The organism is Salipaludibacillus aurantiacus (assembly GCF_900111295.1).
Lineage (GTDB): Bacteria > Bacillota > Bacilli > Bacillales > Salisediminibacteriaceae > Salipaludibacillus > Salipaludibacillus aurantiacus.
Genome location: NZ_FOGT01000001.1, coordinates 369,653 through 387,526 on the forward strand (window position 1 = coordinate 369,653; position 17,874 = coordinate 387,526).

19 protein-coding genes and 1 riboswitch are annotated in these 17,874 nt (G+C 41.0%); of the genes, 5 read left to right on the forward strand and 14 right to left on the reverse strand.

Annotated features, from left to right (window positions below):
* The first annotated feature begins 218 nt into the window (after positions 1–218).
* Positions 219–605: an SA1362 family protein gene (locus BMW59_RS01865; RefSeq protein ID WP_093047304.1), complete on the forward strand. Its 387-nt coding sequence runs from the start codon at positions 219–221 to the stop codon at positions 603–605.
* A 68-nt stretch (positions 606–673) separates the two neighbouring features.
* On the forward strand, positions 674–1,483 hold the full coding sequence (locus BMW59_RS01870) for a hypothetical protein (protein WP_093047305.1): 810 nt from the start codon (positions 674–676) through the stop codon (positions 1,481–1,483).
* A gap of 8 nt (positions 1,484–1,491) precedes the next feature.
* Here the strand turns inward: BMW59_RS01870 and BMW59_RS01875 are convergent, their stop codons facing one another.
* From BMW59_RS01875 to BMW59_RS01890, 4 genes are all read right to left on the reverse strand, one after another.
* Positions 1,492–2,382, reverse strand: coding sequence for a patatin-like phospholipase family protein (locus BMW59_RS01875; RefSeq protein WP_093047306.1), 891 nt, complete (start codon positions 2,380–2,382; stop codon positions 1,492–1,494).
* A gap of 89 nt (positions 2,383–2,471) precedes the next feature.
* Positions 2,472–2,900, reverse strand: a complete 429-nt coding sequence (mntR, locus tag BMW59_RS01880) for a transcriptional regulator MntR (RefSeq protein ID WP_093047307.1) — start codon at positions 2,898–2,900, stop codon at positions 2,472–2,474.
* A gap of 369 nt (positions 2,901–3,269) precedes the next feature.
* On the reverse strand, positions 3,270–5,825 hold the full coding sequence (locus BMW59_RS01885) for a vitamin B12-dependent ribonucleotide reductase (RefSeq protein WP_425441248.1): 2,556 nt from the start codon (positions 5,823–5,825) through the stop codon (positions 3,270–3,272).
* Positions 5,826–6,285: 460 nt separating this feature from the next.
* A complete protein-coding gene (locus BMW59_RS01890) occupies positions 6,286–7,116 on the reverse strand; it encodes a lipoate--protein ligase family protein (protein WP_093047309.1) in 831 nt (276 codons plus the stop codon).
* A 184-nt stretch (positions 7,117–7,300) separates the two neighbouring features.
* On the opposite strand from BMW59_RS01890, the gene BMW59_RS01895 reads away from it, so the two are divergent.
* Positions 7,301–7,675 carry a rhodanese-like domain-containing protein gene (locus tag BMW59_RS01895; protein WP_093047310.1) on the forward strand — a complete coding sequence of 125 codons (375 nt, stop codon included), beginning with the start codon at positions 7,301–7,303 and terminating at the stop codon, positions 7,673–7,675.
* 116 nt (positions 7,676–7,791) lie between these two features.
* Here BMW59_RS01895 and gcvPB read toward each other — a convergent pair whose 3' ends face one another.
* From gcvPB to gcvT, 3 genes are read right to left on the reverse strand one after another with little or no spacing between them, the layout of a single operon-like run.
* Positions 7,792–9,255 (reverse strand): aminomethyl-transferring glycine dehydrogenase subunit GcvPB, encoded by a 1,464-nt coding sequence (gene gcvPB / locus BMW59_RS01900; protein ID WP_093047311.1) that lies wholly within the window; start codon positions 9,253–9,255, stop codon positions 7,792–7,794.
* Entirely contained in the window at positions 9,252–10,598 is a 1,347-nt protein-coding gene (gene gcvPA / locus BMW59_RS01905; RefSeq protein ID WP_093047312.1) for an aminomethyl-transferring glycine dehydrogenase subunit GcvPA, read from the reverse strand. Before gcvPA ends, gcvPB begins: the two co-directional genes overlap by 4 nt.
* A gap of 13 nt (positions 10,599–10,611) precedes the next feature.
* Positions 10,612–11,706 carry a glycine cleavage system aminomethyltransferase GcvT gene (gene gcvT, locus BMW59_RS01910; protein ID WP_093047313.1) on the reverse strand — a complete coding sequence of 365 codons (1,095 nt, stop codon included), beginning with the start codon at positions 11,704–11,706 and terminating at the stop codon, positions 10,612–10,614.
* 240 nt (positions 11,707–11,946) lie between these two features.
* Positions 11,947–12,056, reverse strand: a riboswitch (glycine riboswitch).
* Positions 12,057–12,335: 279 nt separating this feature from the next.
* On the opposite strand from gcvT, the gene BMW59_RS01915 reads away from it, so the two are divergent.
* Both BMW59_RS01915 and BMW59_RS01920 read left to right on the forward strand, forming a co-directional pair.
* The gene (locus BMW59_RS01915; protein WP_425441246.1) at positions 12,336–14,012 is read left to right on the forward strand and encodes a DEAD/DEAH box helicase; all 1,677 of its coding nucleotides are present in this window, start codon (positions 12,336–12,338) and stop codon (positions 14,010–14,012) included.
* A complete protein-coding gene (locus BMW59_RS01920; protein ID WP_093047314.1) occupies positions 13,999–14,790 on the forward strand; it encodes a YqhG family protein in 792 nt (263 codons plus the stop codon). The genes BMW59_RS01915 and BMW59_RS01920 overlap by 14 nt, the downstream gene beginning before the upstream one ends.
* Positions 14,791–15,100: 310 nt before the next feature.
* Here BMW59_RS01920 and BMW59_RS01925 read toward each other — a convergent pair whose 3' ends face one another.
* Genes BMW59_RS01925 through comGC form a run of 7 tightly spaced genes read right to left on the reverse strand, consistent with a single transcriptional unit; the run spans position 15,101 to position 17,771 of the window.
* Entirely contained in the window at positions 15,101–15,283 is a 183-nt protein-coding gene (locus BMW59_RS01925) for a YqzE family protein (RefSeq protein ID WP_093047352.1), read from the reverse strand.
* 57 nt (positions 15,284–15,340) lie between these two features.
* Positions 15,341–15,841, reverse strand: a complete 501-nt coding sequence (locus tag BMW59_RS01930) for a shikimate kinase (RefSeq protein WP_177174150.1) — start codon at positions 15,839–15,841, stop codon at positions 15,341–15,343.
* Between the two features lies 1 nt (position 15,842).
* The gene (comGG, locus tag BMW59_RS01935; protein WP_093047316.1) at positions 15,843–16,226 is read right to left on the reverse strand and encodes a competence type IV pilus minor pilin ComGG; all 384 of its coding nucleotides are present in this window, start codon (positions 16,224–16,226) and stop codon (positions 15,843–15,845) included.
* Complete coding sequence (locus tag BMW59_RS01940) at positions 16,223–16,714, reverse strand: competence type IV pilus minor pilin ComGF (protein WP_177174151.1); 492 nt, start codon at positions 16,712–16,714, stop codon at positions 16,223–16,225. The genes comGG and BMW59_RS01940 overlap by 4 nt, the downstream gene beginning before the upstream one ends.
* Entirely contained in the window at positions 16,677–17,015 is a 339-nt protein-coding gene (locus BMW59_RS21475) for a type II secretion system protein (RefSeq protein ID WP_093047318.1), read from the reverse strand. Before BMW59_RS21475 ends, BMW59_RS01940 begins: the two co-directional genes overlap by 38 nt.
* On the reverse strand, positions 17,008–17,457 hold the full coding sequence (gene comGD, locus BMW59_RS01950; protein ID WP_093047319.1) for a competence type IV pilus minor pilin ComGD: 450 nt from the start codon (positions 17,455–17,457) through the stop codon (positions 17,008–17,010). The genes BMW59_RS21475 and comGD overlap by 8 nt, the downstream gene beginning before the upstream one ends.
* Positions 17,454–17,771 carry a competence type IV pilus major pilin ComGC gene (gene comGC / locus BMW59_RS01955; RefSeq protein WP_093047320.1) on the reverse strand — a complete coding sequence of 106 codons (318 nt, stop codon included), beginning with the start codon at positions 17,769–17,771 and terminating at the stop codon, positions 17,454–17,456. Before comGC ends, comGD begins: the two co-directional genes overlap by 4 nt.
* Positions 17,772–17,874 lie beyond the last annotated feature (103 nt).

A 17,874-nucleotide genomic window follows, 5' to 3' on the forward strand; every position in this document is an offset into this window, starting at 1 on the left:
TAAGGGTTTTTAAATCAGGTGTAAACCATTAAAGATAGGGGAATAGTAATATAACGGGTTTATTTAAATAGAGGGATTGAATCTTTTCATGTAGAATAGTATTAAGTAGTAAGGGTCACAGATGTTTATAATTTTACTCATGTTTTTATATAAAAAAACTGATAAAGCACATACTGTATCAAAAAGTGAGTCATATTAACGAATGGAGGTGTGTGGATATGTTTCGCAACTCTTACCACCCTGTGATTTTAACCATCATGGGTCTGGCAGTGATCGGGATCGGGTTCAGGCTTTTTACTAATCCGGGGGCATTTGTCACACAGATTCTTGTCACTGTCGGAATAGTCGCTTTAATTCTTCTGTTGTTTAAAAGTTTTATAATGCCCAGACTGATGCGACGCCAAGCATCGTTTGCCAATCAGCAGGGAATGCATGCTTATCAGGGACAGCCGAAGAAAAAGAAACCCATCTCCTTTTCAAACAAAAAGAAAGAGAAGAAGAAGTCTATCAACCGGCCCCTTGTTAAACGCCAATCAGATGTTAAACTTACGGTAATTGAGGGTAAAAAGAACAAACAGAAGAAAAAGAGCCGAGCATTGTTTTAAAACGCTTGGTTTTTTTCTTTCCTTCTGCCGTATAAAATACCGTAATTGTGAACGAAAGGAGTGAGTGTATGCTGAGCGATATGGCAAGCCCCTATTTAACACAAGGGGTATGGTCGGAGTGGCTTTTACTGAGTTTTATGATCATTACAGGGGTTATTTACTGGACACTCAGTAAGCGCTTAGGCTTTCAAGTACTTTATTTAACCGTTCTCTCACTTTCTTTCGGGTTTATTATTACTATGTATTTTCCTTACTTATATACTGAAGAGCAGCTTTTGCCTTTAACTCACCCGCATATACAGGCTTCCATGACTCTTTTTTCTTTTTTCATTCCATTAGTTAAAAGACGGGTAGAAGTGATGCTTTGCCTTTTCCCGCCCCTTGTAATCAGTGTGAGTTATCTGTTTATCCAGAATACGCCGGTTTTTTCGATTGTTGGAGGTATACTGATTGGCGGATTTATAAGTTATATGTATTACCGGAGCCTTGACTGGATGGGTGCTATGCCGGAACCTTATTTATTTGCTTTTTCAATTATTCTTCCATTATTCCTTGGTGGATTAATCTATCCTGAAACAGGTTTTCTCCTGCTCCCTGGAATCCTTTTAGGAGCAGGGACAGGAGTCACTTTAGAGCAGTTTAAAGTTCGTGCCAAAATCAGGCCGGGGAATATGACGGCTAAACTGCTTTCCTTATTATTAGGCGGATCCGGCCTTGTAATGGGATATTTAATTTATTCATTCGGGCCTTTCAATTTTCCGTTTATGACTTTGGCCGCCGGCATATCTGCAGGCCTTTGGCTGACCTTTTTCGTACCTCTGCTCCTGCTGGTAACTAAAGTTTATGAACAGCAGGGGAAAAGCCGAGAAATCTTTTAACTGCGTGGCTAATAACTCCATTTAGAGAGAAAGCTCATTGCTGACTTTTTGCCAAGGTTAATTAAGTCTTTTCTTTCTTGCTCAGTCATTTGAAATTGAGTGGTTGAAATTCCTTTTACCGGGATAAAAATGATATTTTTGGCATGGACTTTAGCGATGTGCCGCTGGTCATGGGCGGTTCTCATTGTATCAAACATGGATTGAAGCAAAGAGAGGCTGTTCGTTATTTTATTATGAGGTGTCTCTTCATATTCAGGTGAAAGCCGGAGGCCTAATACAGGCCTTTTTCTTTTTATTTCTCCTTTTCTTATAAACAGCCAGATTGGAAAATTACTGAGGACGCCGCCGTCCACTATAACAGCTTCATTTCCTTTCTGGTTTTTTATTTTTACCGGCTCGAAGAAAAAAGGAAGGCTCGAGCTCATTCTGACTGCTTTCGCTACAGAAAAATTATTGCTGTCAATCCCATAATTCGGCAAGTCGTCCGGGAGAATAATAAACCGGCCATTGGTGATGTCCGAAGCTACCATTTTTAAACAGCCTTCAGGCAAATCTCCAAACGTTCTGACTCCTTTATTAGCGAAGGCCTCCTGCAGCCACTCTTCGAATGCTTCCCCTTTATAAAGGCCCATTTGACTGTATAAACGAAGCCACCTTAAAAAAGGAAAAACAGTCCCGACAGGGCCCGGATCGAGGAACTGTTTAATATCTATTTCATTAAATAAATTGTAAATTTCATCTGCTTTATAGCCTGATTTAATAAAAGCGGCAGTAATAGCACCTGCGCTCGTCCCGGCTGCCCTTTCTATGGAAATGCCTTTTGACGACATGGCTTCCATTGCCCCGGTAAAAGCCAAAGCTTTAACCCCGCCCCCCGCAAACACAGCGTCCACTTTCATCAAACCCCTCCTTCTCTTATTCATGTGTATTTATTTTTAACAAAAAAATACCGGCCACACTGAATCGGTCTGATTCAATGCGGCCGGTTTTATTCATTCAGCTCATCATTTTGTTTTTGGACAAGCCTGAGATCTTCAACTCTTTTCGGGTTTTCTTCAAAATACTGAACTAAATCCCCGATACGGTCAATCGCATCCCAGCTTAAATGATGTTCAATTCCCTCAACATCTTCATAAATACCTTCCTCATTTACTCCTATAATCTTCATGAATTCTTCCAGTAATTCATGCCTGTAAACGAGTCTTTTACCAATTTTCTTCCCTTTAGCAGTTAGAACAAGTCCACGATACTTTTCATATATCAAATACTCTTTTGCATCGAGTTTCTGAACCATTTTAGTAACAGAGGACGGATGCACTTCAAGGGCATCAGCTATATCGGAAACCCTGGCGTATCCTTTTTCTTCAATTAACATATAAATACGTTCTAAATAGTCTTCCATACTAGGTGTAGGCATGAGAGTCCCCTCCAGAAAATCTATTCGGCATATAGTGATTAATAGTGTACAGTGCAGTTAGAATTATACTATAAAAAACCTTTCCTCTCTACCAGGGCAGGAAAAACAATAGAATAATCTTCCTTAAGCAGGCCGGAAAGTGGCTGTGCAAAAAGTATCTACAGATGAAGAGTGACCTTATTAGCTTAGGCTGAGTTTATTTGTTATCTTCCGGTACACTCCGCGTGTAGTAAAAGCACCTCCTGATTTTAGAACCTGTCTAAAATTGGAGGTGCTTTGTACTGCTCTTATTCGTTTGTCTGACTTTTATAAATCGAATTGGTCCTTATGAATGACCCATTCAATTAAAAATCCTTAGAATAGACTCATTTATAACCCGCATTTTAACTGGGCGTTACAATTAGTGCAAGTGTTACATCCGCCAATATCTTCAACTGTCCCTTTACGGCAGACAGGACACGTATCACCGACTTCACTTCCGTAAGTCACAGAAGTAGATCTGAGGTCTGCAATTGTGTCAACAAGGACCACTTTACTTTTCTGCTCATCCTTTGCTTCTCCACCCGTAAGGTCAACTGCATACTCATCGTTTTCTTCAGCTTTCAGCGTCAATACCTGCGAATCACGGCTTCCATCAACGTAAACAGTGCCGCCTTTTGCCCCGCCTTTATAAAGGCGTTCATAGACACTCTTAACCTGGTCAACCGTATACCCTTTAGGGGCGTTTACTGTTTTGCTTAAGGAGCTGTCTACCCACCTCTGAATAACGCACTGGACATCAGCGTGGGCTTCAGGAGTCAGATCCATGCTTGAAATAAACCATTCAGGCAGGTTATTCGGATCTGTTTCCGGATGCTTGTTCAAGTAATCCTGGAGAATTTCCGCTTTCACTTCGATAAACTTGCCTAACCTGCCGCTTCTGAAGTAAGAGAAAGAAAAGTATGGTTCCAGCCCTGTTGAGACGCCTACCATTGTTCCTGTCGAGCCTGTTGGCGCAACTGTAAGAAGGTGAGAGTTTCTAATTCCGTTCTCTTTTATCCCTTCAAGAATATCTTCAGGCATTTTTTCCATATATCCTGTTTGTGTGAATTTTTCTCTCAGATGATTAGTTTCGTTTTCATTTGAACCTGTAAGAAAAGGGAAGCTTCCCTTTTCTTTAGCCAGTTCAATGCTTGTCCTGTAAGCAGTCGTAGCAATGGTTTCAAAGACTTTATCTACAAGTTCATTTCCCTCATCGGAACCATAAACGGTTTCAGTGTGGATAAGGAGGTCATGAAGACCCATTACCCCAAGGCCGACACGTCGTTCCCCGAGAGCCTGATCGGTGTTCTCTTTTAAGAAATAAGGAGTGGCATCAATGACATTGTCCTGCATCCTTACACCGGTAGCTACTGTCTGCTCCAGCTTTTGGAAGTCAACTTTTTTATTTTCTTTATCTGCCATTTCAGCGAGATTTACAGCTGCTAAATTACAGACAGAATACGGAGCCAAAGGCTGTTCACCACAAGGGTTAGTGGCGACAACTTTTTGTCCGTAAGCAGAAGCATTTGTCATTTCATTGGCGTTATCAATAAAGAAAATGCCTGGTTCTGCCGAATAAGTCGCACATATATTAATTAAATTCCAAAGTTCTTCAGCTTTAATCTTCCTGTATGTTCTGACGCCGAAACCCATTTCTTCCCATTCACGTACATCTCCGTACTGCTGCCATTCCCGATTATATGCTTCCATCTCTTCAGCCGTATAATTTTCAACATCAGGAAAACGGAGTTCATAGTATGACTGGTTTTCAACAGCTTCCATAAATTCTTTCGTAATACAGACCGAAATATTGGCGCCTGTTAAGAAATCGGGATTATTTACAGAATAAGTGCCGCCTGTACGCAGTTTATCTTCAGCTTCTGCAATGACTTTAGGATCAAAGCCGCCTTGGCCCTCGATACTTTTATAATTTACAATGCTTTGATACATTGCTTCTTCCAGTTCGCTTAAAGGAGTAAACTTTAATTTTTCCTGAATCAGCCGTTTAATTTGTGTATCTTCTGTGTTTTCAGAAAGGTAACGGAGAATACGCGGATTCTGCATTTTGGAAATAATAAATTCCAATACATCCGGGTGCCAGTCCGCAAGCATAATCATCTGAGCTCCCCTTCTGGATCCCCCTTGCTCAACAAGGTGGGTAAGCTTCGCGATGTCATCCAGCCAGGAAACAGAGCCGGAAGACTTTCCGTTTACACCTCTGGCAAGCGTGTTTCTCGGGCGCAGTGTAGACCCATTAGTTCCCACACCGCCGCCGCGGCTCATGATTTCCATGACTTGTTTACGGTGTTCTGAAATACCTTCTCTCGAATCTTCCACGAATGGCATAACATAACAGTTAAAATACGTCACATCTGTGTCTGCCCCGGCTCCATACAGCACCCTGCCGGCTGGAACGAAATTCATATTAACTAATTCATAGTAAAACTTTTCAAATGATTCTTCCCGCTTTTCAGGGTCAGTCTCCACTTCTGCCAGACCTCTGGCATTTCTCTTTGCTATTTGTTCATAGTAAACTTCAAGCGGTTTATCAATCGTGTCCAGCGTACGCTCAACTATTCCAGTTTTTTTCTCCTCCGGATCGTCAAGGACTGCAAGAAATTCTTCTTCTACTTGAATTTTGGCCTTGCCTTCATCCCAGTCAAGGTCTGTAACAAAACCATAGCCTCTTGCCGGGAATTTAGGGTCTGCTTTAACTGTCAGTACAACAAAGTCCCCTTTTTTAAGCGTCTTTTTTTCAGTGTCTTTAAACGTGTAACGATCCAGCATAACTAGACGGGACACGCCGCTTTGCTTGCGACTCATGTCTGGTGTGACGGGAAAAACTTGAGGGAACTCTTCAATATCACGGTTGAGCTGCTCAATATTGATTCCCTTTTCTGACATAAAGGTGGTCACTGGCTTCCGCTCCTTTGTATAAAATTCATTGAATGCTATACATCTTGTTGTTTATTTTGATTCAAAAGACGAAGCTTTATTTCTATGAATAAAGCTTCGTCTATGCTTGTTTCAATATATCATAGCAATCTCCAACATTCAATATATAGTGTTCATGAAAATGTTTTACATACTATATATTGATTATTGGACAAAAAAATATGAAATTGTCAACTTTAAAAATTGCTGTAAAAGACAGTATAGTTAAGAATAACCTTTATTTCGCTATTAAAAACATACAAATCAGCGAATTTTGTCAGTTGCAGGTCTCATGGAATATAAAGACCTTTATAGAGGCATTTGCTGGCCAATAAGAAATATCGACAACTTTTGCAGTCTTTTTAAGTTACTCTGCACAAGAAAATATATTACCAGTTTTTTTACCCGGCAACAATATTTAAATCGACGTTTACCACTTAAAATTCCATGCCTCGCTGTCATATTTCTTTTCCATCAGGGCTTTTACCTGCTCCTTCTGGCCGGCTTCAAGAGCAAACTCTTTCAAATGGATATTTAGCCCTTTCTCAAACCCTTTCCGGAACGCCTGTTTTATATCATTCATTGATACAGGGGCCTCAGTTAATTCATTAATAGCTGCTGCTTTTTTATGAAACCCTTTTTGCATCCGTTCCCTCGCCCTGTCACTCTTGTAAAGAAACAAATCAAATAATTTATCAACATCTACTGACCTGATAATCGAGCCGTGTTGTAAAATGACCCCTTTTTGTCTTGTCTGTGCACTTCCTGCGACTTTCCTGCCTTCTACTATCATTTCATACCAAGATGGGGCGTCAAAGCAGACAGCAGAACGAGGGCGCTTTAGTCTGTCTTTCTCTTCCTTTGATCTGGGAATCGAGAATTCAGCCTGAAGGTTCAAGTTTCTGAAACCCTCAAGAAGACCCTGGGAAATAACACGGTAAGCTTCTGTTACTGTGTCAGGCATAGCATTGTGGGATTCAGAAACAATCACACTGTATGTCAGTTCATCATCATGAAGAACACCTCTGCCTCCTGTAGGCCGTCTGACAAAACCGAGACCATGGCCTTTAACTGCCTCCATATTTATTTCTTTCTCTATATGCTGAAAATAGCCAACTGATAATGTCGGCGGATTCCAGCCGTAGAACCTGACCACCGGAGGAATAATCCCTTCTCTGTGCCAGTCCATCAGCTTCTCATCCAGTGCCATATTATAGGCGGGCGACTGGTCTTTTGAATCAATAAAATACCAGGTTTCCATTCTATCTCTCCTGTCCGTATTATATTTTCCATTTGTATATCATAACGAATTCATCGTTCAAACTCAAAACAATAAATATCAACCGTTGCCAACTTAACCTTTTCAGTTTATCATTTATATGGGACAGAAAAGCTCCGGCTTTGCAGCCGGGTTTTTAAATGCAGATGTTTAAAGGAGGGGCCGTATGAGTACATGGTTATTAATCATTTTAACTGCAGCACTTGTTGTCGTTCTTGTGCTCCGGATGAAAAAGCCGAAATATTTAACCACTCTCACACAGGAAGAGTTTAAACAGAATTACCGCAAAGCTCAGCTGATTGATGTGAGGGAAGAAAAGGAGTTTAAGACTGGCCATATCCTTGGCGCCAGAAACATTCCTTTATCTCAGTTAAGACAGCGTGCGACCGAAATCAGGCCGGATAAGCCTGTTTATCTCTATTGCCAGAATGGCACGAGAACGGTACAGGCAGCAAGGATTCTAAAGAAGAAACGAAACGCCGAAGATTTAAACCAGCTTAAAGGCGGATTTCGTAAATGGACAGGAAAAATAAAAAAGTAAACACCGTGAAGTTCAGGCGAAAGCCTTAAATTTATTTAACAGGGTTATTTTCAAAATAAAAGAGGCCTTATCTGCAATTTTTTTTGCAGACAAGGCCTTTTTTGTTTCAATCTTCCCTATGCTTCTTTTTTATAGCGGAGAACAGGCTTACGGGCTGCTGTTGTCTCATCCAGACGGTCAATGACTGTATGATGAGGCGCCTCCTGAACCACTTCAGGAGATTCTTCAGCTTCTTTAGCAATTTGAATCATAGCATCACAAAACTCATCGAGCGTTTCTTTTGATTCCGTTTCAGTCGGTTCCACCATTAAACATTCTTCCACGTTAATTGGGAAGTAAATAGTCGGCGGGTGATATCCAAAATCAAGCAGTCTCTTCGCCATATCGAGTGTCCGCACTCCCAGTTTCTTCTGTCTCTTGCCGGACAAAACAAACTCATGCTTACAATGCTGTGTGTAAGGGGCATCAAAATACGGTTCAAGGCGACGGAGCATATAGTTGGCATTCAGCACCGCATACTCAGAAACTTTACGCAGCCCTGCAGGTCCCATTGTTCTGATGTAAGTGTACGCTCTTACATTAATGCCGAAATTTCCGTAAAACGGTTTAACGCGGCCGATCGACTCAGGAATGTGATAATCAAATCGGTACTTATCCTTGTCCTGAATGATTAATGGAGCCGGCAGGTATGGCACAAGATCCTGTTTGACCCCGACCGGACCGGACCCCGGTCCACCTCCCCCGTGAGGCGTTGTGAAGGTTTTATGAAGATTAAGATGGACGACATCAAAGCCCATGTCTCCTGGTCTGGTTATACCCAGAATCGCGTTTGAATTAGCTCCATCATAATAAAGCTTGCCTCCGGCCTCATGTATAATTTCTGCCATCTCTACTATTTGCTCTTCAAATAACCCCAGGGTATTCGGATTAGTCAGCATAAGGGCCGCTGTATCCTCTCCCGCTATTTCCCGAAGGTGATCCAGGTCCACCAGCCCGCGCTCATTCGATTTTACAGTAACCGATTCAAACCCAGCTACCACAGCAGAAGCTGGATTGGTTCCATGAGCAGAGTCAGGAACTATTACTTTTGTACGCTGATGGTCGCCGTTCGCCTCATGGTAAGCCCTTATAAGCATCAGACCAGTCCATTCACCATGAGCTCCAGCAGCAGGCTGGAGTGTCACCTGGTCCATCCCGGTTATTTCTTCAAGGGACCGCTGGAGTTTATACATAAGCTCAAGAGCCCCTTGTATTGAAGACTCTTCCTGGTATGGATGCAAATGAGCAAATCCAGACAGACGCGCCATATCTTCATTTATTTTAGGATTGTATTTCATCGTACATGAACCGAGCGGGTAAAATCCTGAATCCACACCGTGGTTCCGCCTTGAAAGCGCGGTGTAGTGGCGGACAATTTGCAGCTCAGATACTTCAGGAAGCTCTGGTTCTTCTTTTCTCCTGTGCTGTGAAGGAATTAATTCATCCATATCCATTTCTTCAATATCCAGCTCAGGCAGACTGTGCCCGGTACGCCCTTCTTTACTCAGTTCAAAAATTAAGGCCTGGTTTTTTTCATTCATTGAACTCCCCCCAATACTGAAGCAAATTGATCGATTTCTTCTTTAGTTCTTAATTCAGTCACTGCTATGAGCATGTCATTCTCTTTATTTTCGTAAAACCTTGAAAGGTCAAATCCACCAATAATTCCTTCGGCCATAAGCTTCTCGTTTACTTCTTTTACAGGTTTAGGAAGCCGGACAACAAATTCATTGAAGAAAGGTTTCTCAGTGACCACTTTTACTCCGTTCTTTTCCAGTTGTTTTCTGGCATAATGAGCTTTTTGAACGTTTTGCTCAGCCATCTCGCGCAGGCCATTCTTCCCGAGTGCGCTCATTGCAATTGAAGCGCCAAGTGCATTCAATGCCTGGTTAGAGCATATATTACTCGTCGCTTTATCCCTGCGGATATGCTGCTCTCTTGCCTGAAGCGTCAGGACAAATCCCCGCTGGCCATGATCGTCTGTCGTCTGTCCGACCAGCCTGCCCGGCACCTTGCGCATCAGTTTTTTCGTCACAGCAAAATAGCCGCAGTGAGGCCCGCCAAGCTGGGTTGGAATTCCAAACGGCTGAGCATCCCCTACCACAACATCTGCCCCGTACTCTCCAGGTGGTTGAAGAACTCCAAGGCTTACTGGATTGGAAGAAACAATAAACAATGATTTCCCTTGATGAGCTATTTTTTCAGCTGCTTCAAGGTCTTCAATTTGTCCAAAGAAATTAGGATATTGCAAGATGACACTGGCTGTATCCTCGTTATACTCTGACTTGAGGTGATCTAAGTCGGTCACACCGTCTTTTTCATCAATTTCTATTACCGTCAGGTTCTGCCCTTTGGCACTTGTCTTTAATACTTGCCTTGCCTCAGGATGTACAGTTTTGGAAACAAGAATGGTTTTCTTTTTAGTCTGGCCTGCACTCATCATAGCTGCTTCTGCAAGAGCCGTAGGGCCATCGTACATTGAGGAGTTGGCAATCTCCATACCTGTCAGCTCACAGATCATAGTCTGAAATTCAAAAATTCCCTGCAACTCACCTTGTGAGATTTCAGGCTGATAAGGGGTATAGGCAGTATAAAACTCAGACCTTAAAAGCATATGGTTCACCACAGACGGAATATAATGCTCATATACACCTGCCCCTAAAAAAGATGGATACTCTTTCAAGTGGCGGTTCTTTTCTGCAAGTCTTGTCATTTCCTTTACGAGACTTGTTTCGTCCAGTGCTTTTTCAATATTGAGGTCTCCTTGAAAACGGATCTCATTAGGAATATCTTCAAATAGCTCTTCTAAATGGCTGACCCCAATGGTTTCCAGCATCTCATGCTGGTCTTTTTCAGTCATTGGCAAATAACGAAATTTATCCATATCTCTTTCCCCCTTAGCCTCTTTTATAGAAAGGTGTTTTAACAACTTCAGCTTTTAAACGCCGTTTCCTGACTTGCACCTCTACAATTGTCCCAAGTTCTGTATGCGCTGAATCAATCAGAGCTAATCCTACGTTCTTTTTTAAAGTTGGTGATTGGGTCCCCGTCGTTACAAAACCTATTTTTTCACCATTTTTGAATACTTCATAATCTGTACGCGGAATTCCTTTATCAATCATTTCCAAACCTGCAAGTTTCCGTGGGGCTCCCTCTTCTTTCTGTTTTTTAAGGACTTCTTTTCCGATAAAATCTTCTTCTTTATCTGTTTTTACTGCAAACCCGATACCAGCTTCTATCGGGGAAATATCTTTAGAAAGTTCCTGGCCGTATAAAGCTAGTTTAGCTTCAAACCTGAGGGTATCCCTTGCTCCCAATCCGCATGGCAACAGCCCGTCTGTTTCTCCTTCTTTCAGAATGCTGCGCCATAAATGAACCGCATCTTCAGGCTTGCAGTAAATTTCAAACCCGTCTTCTCCCGTATAGCCTGTTCGTGAAATGAGGACATCTTTTCCCGCGAACGACACTCCTTCTCTAAATTTAAAAAAGGTAATCGCTGAGAGGTCTTCATTAGTCAGCCTCTGGGAAATTTTTTCAGCTTTCGGCCCCTGAACAGCTAATTGAGCATACGCACCAGAGACGTTAACCACCTCTACATCTTCAGTGGCGTTCTCTTTTAACCATTGAAAGTCTTTTTCAATATTGGAGGCATTCACGACAAGAAGAACATTATCATCTGCACGTTTGTAGAGTACAAGATCGTCTATAGTTCCGCCGTCTTCATAACACATTGCTGTATATTGACATGCACCGTTTTTAGCTTTAAGAACATTATTAGTTAGAACCTTTTGAAGAAAAGGAAGAGTGCCTTTACCTTTAACTTCAATTTCTCCCATATGGGAAACATCAAATAAACCTGCTTTCGTTCTTACTGCTTCATGCTCTTGTTTAATTCCAGAGAACTGGACTGGAAGATCCCATCCCCCAAAATCAATTGTCTTGCCATTTGACTCTGAGTAAACCTCGTATAATGGTGTCTGTTTACCTGCCAATGACTCCACCTCCACATTATTATGTACTTCATTAGAACAGACAGAAAGATGCTTTTTATACACTGTTATCCAACACCTTAACCAAAAAAAGACAGGGATATGCCTTTAAACTGGCATATCCCTGTCTTGAGTACCTGAGAGTTTCCCTTTACATGCCGGGCAGGCCGCAAAAAATTAAAAGCCCTGCAGTGCAGGTGTCCCCATGGGTGTTCTGCTAAAAGCAGATCCTTTCCAGAGCCGCGTCCAATAAGAGTCTTTTTGCCTGAGAGATTCACGTCGTGCGCTTGCTCCTTCGGCGACGTTCCGTTTGAGACATCATCAAATGAAACGTTCTCTCCCCTTATTATCATTCGCACAGATAAATATTTTCAGATATATAGTAAATCTTAAAAAAGTGCACATACTACCCTAAAGCATCTTTGACTACTCTTATGTTACCATCTTTCTTTTTTTCAAAGCAATAACCAAGTTTTCACTTTTGTCACTTTACTGAAAATTCATTTACTCAGACAATTTTTTTTACTAGTAAGCTCTATTAATAGTGATGGATGATTTTAAATTGACGTAAAACGTTATAAAGGCAAGGACAGTCCGGTAATATTTAAGTCTACAAAGAAAGGAAGATTGCTTTGCAGCCTCCTATTTTAACCGATAATAAGTGGATTGAAGAATTTACAGAGGCACTTAACCTTCAAAAACCTTTGTCCAGCTGGAAACAGTATAATATGGCTTTTGAAACGGCGCAGAAAAATATGATTTCAGATTTTCAAACGCTGGAAGCCCCTAAACAGCTTCCTCAATTAACTCTCCATGATTACCAGTACGATGCAGCCCGTAAAGCAATAAATGAAATGAACGGCAGAGCTATTTTAGCTGATGAAGTAGGGCTGGGTAAAACAATCGAAGCGGGTTTAATTTTAAAAGAATACATGATTCGGGGCCTTGTCAAAAAAGTTTTAATATTAGCCCCTGCTTCCCTCGTAACTCAGTGGTGTGCTGAACTTAATTCCAAATTTTATATCCCGGCCGTGGAACAGCGAAAAAAGCCCCAGTGGGAAACGGTTGATATTATGGTTACTTCAATCGATACAGCTAAACGTGGGAATCACGCTGAAATAATTAAAAACATCGACTATGATATGGTCATTATTGATGAAGCTCATAAATTAAAAAATAAAAAAACAAGAAACTACCAATTCGTCCGGGAAGTTAAGAAGAAATTCTGTCTTCTGTTAACAGCTACACCTGTGCAAAACAAATTATCGGAGCTGTTTCATTTAATTTCTTTACTGAAACCCGGCTATCTGGGAGACGAAGAAGCTTTTAATGACTATTTTCAGCGCGGGGAGCATTACGGGGAGCTTCAGGAACTCATTCAAAAAGTGATGATCAGAAACAGACGTGATGAAACAGATATGGATTGGCCAAAGAGGATCGTCCAGACAGTTCCTGTACGTTTCTCATCTGACTATCACACTGTATATGAGCAAATCTGCCGGTTAAAGCAGAAAATGAAAGAAGAGTACCATTCTCCACAATCAGGTTTTCTTGTATTGACCTTGCAAAGAGAATTTTGCTCGAGCAGAGAAGCTGTATTTATGACTTTAAAAAATGCGGTTGAAAAAAGAGAAATGCCATCTGAACAGATGAACCAGGAATTTCTTAATATGATGACATCGTTAAATCACCTCCCTTCCCATCCTAAAGCCGATAAGGTTCTGGAACTGATAAATTCCTGGGAAAAAGATGAGAAAGTGGTCATCTTTACAGAGTACCGGGCTACCCAGCTCTACCTGCAATGGTTTTTAGGACAGCACGGTATTCGGTCAGTGCCTTTCAGAGGAGGATTTAAAAGAAGTAAAAAAGACTGGATGAGACAGCTTTTTCAAAATCAGGCACAGGTTCTTATAGCGACAGAAGCAGGCGGGGAAGGAATAAACCTGCAATTCTGCCATCGTATTATAAATTATGACTTACCTTGGAATCCAATGAGGATTGAGCAGCGGATTGGCCGGCTTCACCGTCTTGGGCAGGAGAAAGACGTCAACATTTATCATCTTGCAGTAGAAAATACGATAGAGGACCACATTCTTAAACTCCTTTATAAAAAAATTGGTTTGTTTGAAGGGGTGATTGGTGAACTTGACCATATTTTAGAAAAGTTCGGTTCAAACCATATTCAGAGCCATTTATCATCAATATTTTCCCAGTCTGAGTCTGAAGGGGAAATGCGAATAAAACTTGATCACCTGAGTTCAATCGTATTAGAAGAAGAAAAAGAGGAGGCCACCCATGCAACAAACTGAAATCTGCACGTTCCTTAAAACGTTTTTCTCTGAAAACGGCTGTGCAATCACTGAGAATTCTCCATATTCGATGCAGGTCCAGCTGACAGAAGAACTTGATAAAGCACTTATGAACCGGCCTTTCTACTGGCATTATATAGAAAAAATGGGAGGTCAGCCGAACCTCGCCACATTGAGCTTAAAAACCGATCCAAAAGAAGAGGAGGGAGAATTAATCCATTTCGGATCCCCCCGGCTTCATAAAATTTTTTCCTATGTTATTGAAAAAGGCAGGTTTGGCCAATTTTTCGAGCCGGTTCCTCCCGAAGGAAAGACAGTGCCTCTGAAACCCTGGCTATGTCTGAATGGAAAAATCGTTTATCATTGCCATCAGAAAAAAGAAGAATTTTTTTCAATTGGTCTTAGTCTGATAACCGGGGAGATGTTAAAAGAATTTCACTCTCTTGTTAAAAGCAGCTCTTTAAAAGTATCTATTCCGGATTTCTGTTTTACTTTAACTCCGCTCATAAAACCGGGATCCGGTATTGATCGCATCCACCAGTATCTGTTTCATACGATCGAGAAAGAGAACCATCAATGGGCTGAAGAAGCAATGTGTAAAATGGATAAAGAACTTGCACTCCTGGAAAGGTTTTATGCAGGGACCACCGAGAAACCCCCTTCGTATGAGAAAGAAAAAGCATCAATTACAGGGCTTTATGCTCCTTCAATCCAGTTGGATATTATTAATGGCGGAATTTTTTATTTGCACAATCATCCGTTAACAGGTTTTTCCTAAGAGGAATAAGAAGAGGATGGCCTCAACTGATTACTTTAAGGACAGCCCTCTAAATTTTATATCGTGACATATGATTAGAAGCGTTATCATCGCCCTCCCTCTCACAGGACAAACGTCATGAAACGGTCAGAACTATATGGCATCACCCTCCCCCGCTGTCAAATTTTCAAACACTCTATACCTAACACAAAAAAATCACCTTATCCTTTAGCAAACTAAGGAGGTGATTTTCTGCATGCCATTTTCTATCTTTTTTTAAGCTCTCATTGCTAAATTATAAGTATTATCAGGTCGTACCTTTGCTGGAAAGTCAGTTACTTTTTTTGTTGAAGAACAATTCAACCGCAAATGGTATCATCCCAAATAACCTGTACGAAACCGGAGGTCTGTATTGTTTCTTTTTCTCTCTTCTTGCCTTTCTCTCTTCTGCCGGCTGATCTACATACGAAACAAACTGCTCTGTCATGAATTTTACGTAATCATTTGTTTTCACTCTTATCACCTGCGCTAAACGTTGTTTAACAAATAGTATAGCCATAAACGGGACAAACTAACCATCGTATCGCCTGCATATCATCTCAACAATTTCGTCTACCCGCAGATTTTCAGTATGTACTGTATATTCAGCCTGTTCATATAGCGGAAGACGGCGGTTGAACCGTTCGGACAAAACGGCTGCCCCCTGGGCTGTCAAAGGCCTGTTAGTGTCTTCCTTAATTCTGTCATAAAGCGTCTTAAACGGGGATTCAAGATAAACTGTAAAGCCTTTTTCTTTCATCAATGAAACCGACTCTTCATCTTCAACAATTCCTCCTCCGGTAGCAATAATACAGCCTGAGTCCGTCAATTCAGCAAGCGACACCTTTTCCAACCTGCGAAACTCTTCTTCTCCATGTTTTTCAAAAATAGCCGGAATGGTTTCTCTGGTCTTTTCAACAATATACTCGTCCAAGTCTATAAATACGTAGCCTGTCTTTTCTGCCAGTTCTTTTCCTACCGTCGTTTTTCCAGCTCCCATAAATCCAATTAAATAAATATTTTTCCCAGCCATATTATCCTCCCAATTCAGTCCACTGTTCAAATGTCTTTGATTCTGTATTATAAATGAAAGTAACAGACTTTGCATAGGCATTATGAGTTTGGGCTCTTAAAGAAACAGAAACCAGTTCAGGTGACGGTTGTTCTATTTCATAGAACACCGTCCCCTCATAATAAACAGAGCTCCCGGACAGGCGGCTGCCGAAAGAATTCTTTTCAACGACGTCAGTGACTTCAAGTTTTCCGTTAAATATTAGCTGTTCAAGCTTATATTGTTCAAATTCAAGGGCTGAAAACTGCTTCTCAAATTTGTATAATCCTACAAGATGAATAATGAACATGGAAAAAAACAGAAGGATTAATAATACAATAAATAAAGTAAACCCCTGCTGATTCACTGTCTCTCCTCCTCAGTTCCGCCATTTCTGCCTATAGAGAAAGAGGGATGGATCAGGGACTTCTCCCAAGTTTGTTTATTGCTTGATACTACAATATCAATTCCATAAGGCTTTTCATATACCTGAAATGTCTCTACTCTTTGAAGAAAAACTTCATGCCCTCTTCCCCCTACTTGACGCCTGACTTTATCATTATAGTGCTCATAGTGAACAATTGACTGATCTTCCGGCTTCAGGAGATAGAGCTTTTGCTTATCAGTCCAATAAAGCTCTGTTCCATTAAATTCCATTTGCAAATGGTTTACAAAAAGTAATAATTCTTCATAAGAAAAATCATTGTATTTACCGCCTGCTACTGTCCAGTAATGAAACATAAATGAAAAGACCGATGTCATATAAAGGAAGATAACGATGCCAATCATTAGTTCAAGAAGAGTGACCCCTTGCTCATTACGGCAGATATAACGAGAGACAGTATGTTTGAGCACGGGAATTCCTCCCTTCCCAGTTAAGGCAATATTCCTGCACATGCGCCCCTTTGTTCTTTACTGTTAGAGAATATATTTGCTCCTCTCCTTCCAGCTTTTCAGGAAAACCAGACTGAGGGGCTTCATACTGCTTAAGCATCTCCTTCCGGACAAGCGTAACAGCTTCTCTCTGCTCCCTTATCATCATCCTTTCAGTTTGAACCTGCATAATAACTGGAAACATGGCAGTCATAATAATTGATAAAATAAGTAACGATAATACAGTTTCATAAAGGAAGAAGCCTTTTTCTGATTTAGTCAAAATAGAACCGCCCCCTTAAAAAGTGAAAAACAAGCCAGCATCGTTCCTCTCCTCGCGAAATTCTGATAGTGCCGGATTTCTGTACACCTCCGGACGGAAGAAACCTTAACTCGTTTAAAGCCAATGTACCGGGAACAAACTCAACTCCTTGAGGGCCTTCTCTTTCATGAATCACCTTAACACCTTCCAAAACAACATAAGAAGGCTTGCTGGTTGAAAAGATTACTCTTACACTTCTGCCGTGAGAGATCGCATACATCTGATAATAGTAAAGATCCTGTTCCAAATCCTTCAGAAAATGCCTGTATTCCATTTTTTCTGCCGAGGCCTGAAAGGAAGGAATGCTTATCAAAAGAACAATTGATAAAACAAGCAAAGTAATCATTAATTCAATATATGAATAACCTTTAGAATACCTTTCAGCCGCTTCATGAGCACTCACGGCGTTACCCTGAGAACTTTATCACCTGACAGACGCAATTCGGACCCATCTGGACATACAGTGGATTCTACATATTCACCTTTCAAATCATCTATGGTAGCAGGCAGTTTATTATGCTCTACCTGATATGCGATAACTTGAGTCTTTATCATTTCAATAGTAGCTTCACAACCTTTATCTGAAGCTACTTCCTGATTTTTAGTTAAGTTAGGCACTACGATTAACAGCAGTATCGATATAATGACGAGTACGATCATCATCTCAATTAGTGTGAACCCGGATTTTCCCTTTAATAGCTTTTTAAATTTATTCATATTTTTATCCTCCTCGTATATTATATTTAAGCCCATAATTGAGCTTATAAATTTCTTTACACCCAAGGCTTTTTGATTGGGCGTCTCAAGATATTTCTAGATA